Genomic DNA, 6,367 nt, shown 5'->3' with positions numbered 1-6,367 from the left:
GAAAGTGATTCATCAGCTGATACAGAGCCAGATGCCGCAGGAAGCGCACCGGTGCGGGGGCGTGCGGCTGCTGGATCGGGGTGCCGCGCAGCACGACCTGGATCGTCCAGCCCGGGATCTTGAACAGCACCCAGAACAGGGCCAGTCCGGCCAGAATCGTGCCGAGCTGATCGGCTTTGGGGATCCCGAGGGTGGTGGCCCCCGGGGAGAAGAACAGCTTGAGCGAGAGGATGAACGTCATCGACTGGGCGACCTGGATGACCAGGCAGCCCGCCAGGCCCCGCCACCACAGCCGGGCGACGGGATCGGTCAGCGGGTGGCCGTGGCAGGCCAGCGCGAGCGGGGCCAGCGCGGCGAGCAGCGCCATCACCGCGACCCGCACGATGAACCCGACCAACACCCCAATGATCAGGACGAGTTCGACGACGGCGAGCAGCAGCAGATAGATGGCGATGCCGGTGGGGCCGAACAGGGCGAACGGCAGCGCGCGTTCGACCAGACCCTGTGCCGCGTGACTCATGTCGGTGCCCATGACCGCATGGGCGAGCGCGTTGCCCAGGGAGATCACTTTGCCCATCACGGTCAGCGAGGTGGCCGCGGCGGCGATCCCGAGCAGCAGCCGCGGGGCGATCTGCGTGAGCGCGTAGCGGGTCTGCACGGTCTCGTAGCCCATGACGGTCACGCCGCCCGCGGTCACGAACAGCACGTAGATCCCGGCCGTGATGCCCATCGCGGCGGTCCACAGCCGTCTGATGTCCGGGTGCTTGGTGACGTCGGGGGCGGCGAGCAGTGTGTCGGCGATCAGCTCCCGCAGGGGCTTCATGGCCTGCTCCAGGAGCATCCCGAGGAACGCGGTGATGGCGTTGATGACCATGCCGGGGATGTCGAGGAGGTTGCCGAAGAATCCGTCCGCGTTCGGGTCCGGAGGCGTGGCGGGCGGTGTCGCCCCCGGAGTCGGCTCTGGGGCCGAGGGCCGGGACGGCCGTGGCTTGGGCTTTCCCGGGGTGGGGGTTGGCCCGGGTTCGGGTTTCGGCCGGGCGGTGCCGGGGCCGGATTCCGGGGGCGGCACCACCGGGCCGGGCTGCGGCTGCGGCTGGGGTTCGGGGTCGGCCGGAGCGAGGGGCGCGCGCACCGCTCGTTCGGGGGAGGGAGCAGCGTACGCGGCAGGAGCCATAGCCAGGGCACCAGACCCCAGCAGGAAGAGCAGTATCGCGGCGTGTACGCGATGGCGCGGGGGCTTCACGATCACTCCCCGGCGCCGACGATGCCGTTGAGGACCGTGATGATGACCGGGGCCAGCAGCGCCAGGCAGTAGCCGATCGCGGCCGCCCTCAACGCCCGCTTGGCGGACTCCACTTCACCCGGATCACCCCCGGCCATCAGGTAGCGCAGCCCGCCGAAGGTGAGGAACAGGGTGGCCAGTCCGGCGAGGATCCCGACGATCCACTTCGTCAGATTCGAGATGACCTGCGGGATCGTGGCCACCGCCCACACCTGCGGCGGATCCGCCAGCAGCACGAAGACGGTGCACGCGGCCGTGAAGCCGACCCGGGCCGCCTGGCGGCCCGCCCGGGAGGCCGGTCGCCGACGCGGCAGGCGGGGCCTTGTGAACATGGCGAACGCACCTCCAACGGGAAATGCAGGGCAGCGGAGAGGCGGACAGAGGAGTAGAGCGACATGGGATGCCACGCCGTACGGAGGTGGGGTGAACACGGATCCCTCGGCCCCGGGGCCGGCCTCCTTCGGCGGACGGCGGCGGGAACAGGGTGCTCGGGTGTCAGCACGAGACGGTCGTGCTCACCCCACCGGACAGCAAGAACCCGGTGGCAGTACTGGGGGCGGGTCCTTGCCCGGCAGCCGCCGCTCGGCGCGTGGCGCGCACCGGGCGGTGACTGCTCACCGGTAATAGAGACTCAGGGCCCGGAAGTTGACACCCGGCACCCCGAAGTGCCCAGAACGGGGAACCTCACTGTTCGCCCAGCGGGCCCTTCAGATGGGCGACCAGGTGCTGCTCGGCGGCGGCGCGGTGCCGGTAGAGCTGACGCACACTCACACCCCGCTCCTCGGCCAGCAGCTTCATCGACTCCCCTCCCAGGCGCGTACGGGCGATCAACCGCGCCTCGGCCACATCCACGACCCGCGCCCTGACCGCACGGGCCAGCACCCCGTACTCGTCCCGCTCCCCGCCACCCGCGCTGACCTCCGCCTCGTCCTGGCATCCGGTCAGGGGTCCGCGATGGGCGAGGCGCCCCACATGCGCCGCCATCAACCCGGTCTCCCGCACGGCCTGCCGACGCGCGGCGTACACCAGCCGGTGCACAGCCCGGTCGGCCGCCGCGAACAACTGACGGCCCACGTCCGAGGCATCGGTGTCCACTGTGTGCAGCGTGGCGGCGACGGCCGCGAGAGCCTCCTGCTCGACCTCGGCACGCTCCAGGTGGGCAGGGCGGGCCAGGCGGGCGAGCATCCGGCGCAGCACCGGCACGGTCATGGCGACGGCCACCGTGTCCCACGGCCGGCCGAGCTCCTGGGCACGACGGACCATCTCCCGCCAGGCCCGCTCGCGCAGCGCAGGCGAGGTGGCGGGGTGGGCGAGACGGGTACGGACCTGATCGACAGCGAGCGCGGGCTGCTCCGGCTCCTCGCACACTAGGTGCGCGGGCAGCGTGAGCGGGGAGGGCGCAGCCGCGAGCGCGAGGAACGACGCCTCCAGCGCCCCCAGCGGCGACCGATCGGAGAGGCGCGGACAGTCAACGGGGCGGCGGACGGGACGAGACGGGTGGTGCATGGCACGGCTCCTTGCGGGAGGTGGCGGACAACGTCTGCCGCCACTCCTGTCACCACGCCGTGCCACCGCCGGACCGGCCGCGCACCAGCACCGGGCCGTGGCCGGACCCCTGGTCCGGTGTGTGCGATGGACCACTGCCGACCCGCCTCACCTGGCCTGCACCACTCGTGCGGCCACAGCGCCCGGTATCGAACACAAAGAAATCTCCCGCCTCTGCCCGGCCCGATCGCGCCTCCTGGGCCGGTGGCCCGGCAGTGGCTCGCAGCTGGCTCGTCACTGGACCGCTGACCGGTCGACCTGGATGAAGACAGTTCACCGTCTGGAGGTTGCGGCCCGCGAGCCACACGGCCTTCCGCCACGCCGCCGGTTCGAACACCCGCGGTGGCACCGCCCGCCCGATGACAATCCCGCCCGCCTGCATCCCTATTACTCCACGTCAGCACCAGACGGACCGACCTGATCCCCGCTCCCGGGCGCCACCCGCCGATGCCCACCACCTCACCCCACGGCCGAGGCCCCGCGCACACCCAAAGCGCCCGCCCACTGCCGACCACCATCTGGCTCCCCGCCCCCGACCAGCCGCACAACCCACCCGCCGCCGGCAGCGTGCTGCCCGACTGGGCCATCGAAAAGATCCGCACCGAGTTCACCCACCGCCCCGGCCACCCGCCCGCACCCCTGTTCAAGATCTCCATCCGCGAAACGTCACCGGGCATGGACGCCCGCACACCGTGCACGACGCACACCGAACTATCTGACGGCACCGGCACCGGCACCGGCGCCGGACGCAGGGCCCGGGTACTGCTCGCCGAACTCCACCCCGACGCCCTCCCCGCCCCCGACGAGACCCTCCCGGCGGCCGGGAGCGAGATGCCCGGGGCGATGGAGGACGGCTGGCCCGGCTTCTTCCACCGCGCCCACCGTCTCCTCCCGTCCGACGGGCTGCTCCTGCTCGCCACCCGCCAGCGCCGCGACACCGGAGTACTCACCGACCCCCTCGGCACGCTCATCGCCTGCGCCCGCACGGCCGGGTTCCGCTACCTCCAGCACATCGTCATCGCCTATGCCCACCCCGTCGAGGACCGGCTGGTGCCCGCCCCGCCCGCAGACGCCGGCCCGGGCGTGACGCACTGCGACCTGATCGCCCTGTCCGCGATCAACCACACCTGAACCGCGAGGAGTTCACCGTGCCCTCTCCCGCCTCGGTGTGGAACACCGCCCCCACCTCCGCCCCCGCCCAGCGGCGCGGCCGCTACGTGCCCGGCTCGGCCGCCCACCCCGCCAAGATGCATCCCGGCATCGCCGCCCACGCGATCCGCACCTACACCCGCCCCGGCGACCTGGTCCTCGACCCGATGTGCGGCATCGGCACCACCCTCGTCGAAGCCCTCCACCTGGGACGCAACGCCTTCGGCATCGAGTACGAACCCCACTGGGCACGCCTCGCCGCCCTCAACACCGCCTCCGCCACCCACGAAGGCGCCACCGGCACCGGCACCGTCCATTGCGGCGACGCCCGCCAGCTCACCCACCTCGCCCCCGCCCCGCTGCACGGCCAGGCGGACCTCGTCCTGACCTCACCCCCGTACGGCCCCTCCGTCCACGGCCAGGTCCGCTCCACCCGCGAGAGCGGCGAACGCGGGGTGGCCAAGAAGGACTACCGCTACAGCCACGACCCCGCCAACCTCGCCCACGTCAGCACCGGCCAACTCCTCGACGCCTTCACCGAGATCCTCACCCAATGCCGCGAGATGCTCCGGCCCGGCGGCACCGCCGTCATCACCACACGCCCCTGGCGCGAACGCGGCGAACTCATCGACCTCCCCTCCGCCGTCCTCGCCGCAGGCCAGGCCGCCGGACTCACCCCCACCGAACGCTGCGCCGCCCTCCTCGCCGGCATCCGCGACAGCCGCCTCATCGCCCGCCCCTCCTTCTTCCAGATGACCAACGTCCGCGACGCCCGCCGACGCGGCATCCCTCTCTCCGTGGTCCAGCACGAAGACGTCATCGTCTTCATCCGGCCCGGAAAGAGCACTGCCTCGCGCGAAGCCAAGGGTGAGGCGGCAACGCCCGAACACCTGCCGCGCGTATGCCGTAAGCCGAGGACCACGGCCACCTTCCACTCCCGCACCTGCCACGCCCGGGGCCGACATGGCGGCAGCTGAACCGAAGATCGGCTCACTCTGCAGCGGGGTCGGCGGCCTGGACCTCGGGGTCCAGAGCGTGCTCGGCGGCCGCATCGCCTGGCACGCCGAGACCAACCCCCACGCCACCAGAGTCCTGGCCAGGCACTGGCCGGACGTTCCGAACCTCGGCGACGTACGCACCGCCAACTTCGCAGACGCCGAGCCGATCGACATCCTCACCGCGGGCATCCCCTGCCAGGACCTGTCGGTAGCCGGACCCCGCACCGGACTTGCAGGCACCCGCTCCGGCCTGTGGCGGTACGTCGCTGACGCCATCCCCGTCCTGAATCCACGTTTGGTGGTGATCGAAAATGTCCGCGGCCTCCTCTCAACCCGTGCCGGAACAACTGCCGTTCGCCCGATGGAACCCAGAAGGCCGAATCTGGGAGACGTGCCAGGACACCCCCGGATGCGAGCGCTCGGCGTGCTTCTCGGCGACCTGGCCGACCGCGGGTACGACTCGGCTTGGGTATGCGTTCGCACGAGCGATGTCGGAGCCCCGCACCGTCGGGCGAGAGCTTTCGTCGTCGCGTGGCCCGCACGACCGCCCGACGGAGGCCCTGCTGAAGACTCCGACGGCGAACCTGGGCAGCAACGGCGGCTCTCAGCATCCCGCCAAGCGCCGAGCGGGTGGCCACGGCCCGACGCTGGCCGACGAGGTCGAGCACCTGCTGCCCACGCCGGTGGCCAGCGACGGCCCCAAGGGCTCCCCGCATCAACGTCAGGGCAACGGCAACCCCACCTTGGCATCGATCGCGGCGACCCTCACCGCGACGAGCACCCCGGACGCGGAGACCGAGAGATTCCTGCCCACGCCCACCTCGTCGGACGGCAACGGCGGCGCCGGGACGACCCTGAAGCGGCAGGGTGGCATGAACCTGCGGACAGCCGTCACTCACCTGCCGACTGGTGGACCGGATACCTCCCCGCCATCCGCCGGTGGGAGCACGTCACTGGACGCGCCGCCCCCATGCCCACTGTGCCCGGCACTCGACGTCTCGCTGCCCACTTCGTCGAGTGGATGATGGGCCTGCCCGACGGTTGGGTCACCGGTACCGAGGACCTCTCGCGCGTCGCCCAACTCCGCCTGCTCGGCAACAGCGTCGTGCCCCGCCAAGCCGCGCACGCTCTCGGAATCCTGCTCTCCGATGGGGTGCCGTTCGCTGGCCTTCAGCCGTCGTGCAACACCTCTTCTGGAGGCGAGAGTTGACGGACAACTCCTCATCTCCAAGGGAACACGAGCCGGAAGGCCGCCCGCTTGACGACGCCGCCGAGACGGAGCGTCCATGGTCGTGGGGCGCCCGGGGGCCGGGGGGCGGCCCCCCCCCCCCGACCCCCGGCCACACCCCCCCCCCCCCCAGCCCCCCCAAAAACCCCAGCCCCCCCCCCCCAC

At 71.9% G+C, this 6,367-nt stretch carries 5 protein-coding genes and 2 pseudogenes; 4 read left to right on the top strand and 3 right to left on the bottom strand.

From position 1 onward, the window contains the following. The 3 genes and pseudogenes from AB0O76_RS43800 to AB0O76_RS43790 all read right to left on the bottom strand — a co-directional run. Positions 1–1,243, bottom strand: a pseudogene (locus AB0O76_RS43800) (hypothetical protein); the annotation flags it as partial. Between the two features lie 2 nt (positions 1,244–1,245). Next, the gene (locus tag AB0O76_RS43795) at positions 1,246–1,614 is read right to left on the bottom strand and encodes a pilin (protein ID WP_365503540.1); all 369 of its coding nucleotides are present in this window, start codon (positions 1,612–1,614) and stop codon (positions 1,246–1,248) included. A gap of 352 nt (positions 1,615–1,966) precedes the next feature. Then, positions 1,967–2,788, bottom strand: a complete 822-nt coding sequence (locus tag AB0O76_RS43790; RefSeq protein ID WP_365503537.1) for a hypothetical protein — start codon at positions 2,786–2,788, stop codon at positions 1,967–1,969. Between the two features lie 486 nt (positions 2,789–3,274). Between AB0O76_RS43790 and AB0O76_RS43785 the strand changes: the two genes are divergently transcribed. The 4 genes and pseudogenes from AB0O76_RS43785 to AB0O76_RS43770 all read left to right on the top strand — a co-directional run bounded on the left by AB0O76_RS43785 (position 3,275) and on the right by AB0O76_RS43770 (position 5,999). Next, on the top strand, positions 3,275–3,958 hold the full coding sequence (locus AB0O76_RS43785) for a hypothetical protein (protein ID WP_365503535.1): 684 nt from the start codon (positions 3,275–3,277) through the stop codon (positions 3,956–3,958). Positions 3,959–3,975: 17 nt separating this feature from the next. Next, positions 3,976–4,953 (top strand): DNA methyltransferase, encoded by a 978-nt coding sequence (locus AB0O76_RS43780; RefSeq protein ID WP_365503532.1) that lies wholly within the window; start codon positions 3,976–3,978, stop codon positions 4,951–4,953. Further along, positions 4,940–5,446: pseudogene (locus tag AB0O76_RS43775) on the top strand (DNA cytosine methyltransferase); the annotation flags it as partial. The gene AB0O76_RS43780 and the pseudogene AB0O76_RS43775, both read left to right, overlap by 14 nt. 16 nt (positions 5,447–5,462) lie before the next feature. After that, positions 5,463–5,999 carry a hypothetical protein gene (locus tag AB0O76_RS43770; RefSeq protein WP_365503529.1) on the top strand — a complete coding sequence of 179 codons (537 nt, stop codon included), beginning with the start codon at positions 5,463–5,465 and terminating at the stop codon, positions 5,997–5,999. Positions 6,000–6,367 lie beyond the last annotated feature (368 nt).

Source organism: Streptomyces sp. NPDC086554, from assembly GCF_040686095.1.
GTDB lineage: Bacteria > Actinomycetota > Actinomycetes > Streptomycetales > Streptomycetaceae > Streptomyces.
Note: the sequence above shows the minus strand (reverse complement) of the source record. Positions and strands in the feature narration are given on the sequence as shown.

What these genes read in the sequence shown, in the direction of transcription:
- AB0O76_RS43795 (WP_365503540.1), bottom strand. Translation starts at nt 1,614, where the DNA reads ATGTTCACAAGGCCCCGCCTGCCGCGTCGGCGACCGGCCTCCCGGGCG.
- AB0O76_RS43790 (WP_365503537.1), bottom strand. Translation starts at nt 2,788, where the DNA reads ATGCACCACCCGTCTCGTCCCGTCCGCCGCCCCGTTGACTGTCCGCGC.
- AB0O76_RS43785 (WP_365503535.1), top strand. Translation starts at nt 3,275, where the DNA reads ATGCCCACCACCTCACCCCACGGCCGAGGCCCCGCGCACACCCAAAGC.
- AB0O76_RS43770 (WP_365503529.1), top strand. Translation starts at nt 5,463, where the DNA reads ATGTCGGAGCCCCGCACCGTCGGGCGAGAGCTTTCGTCGTCGCGTGGC.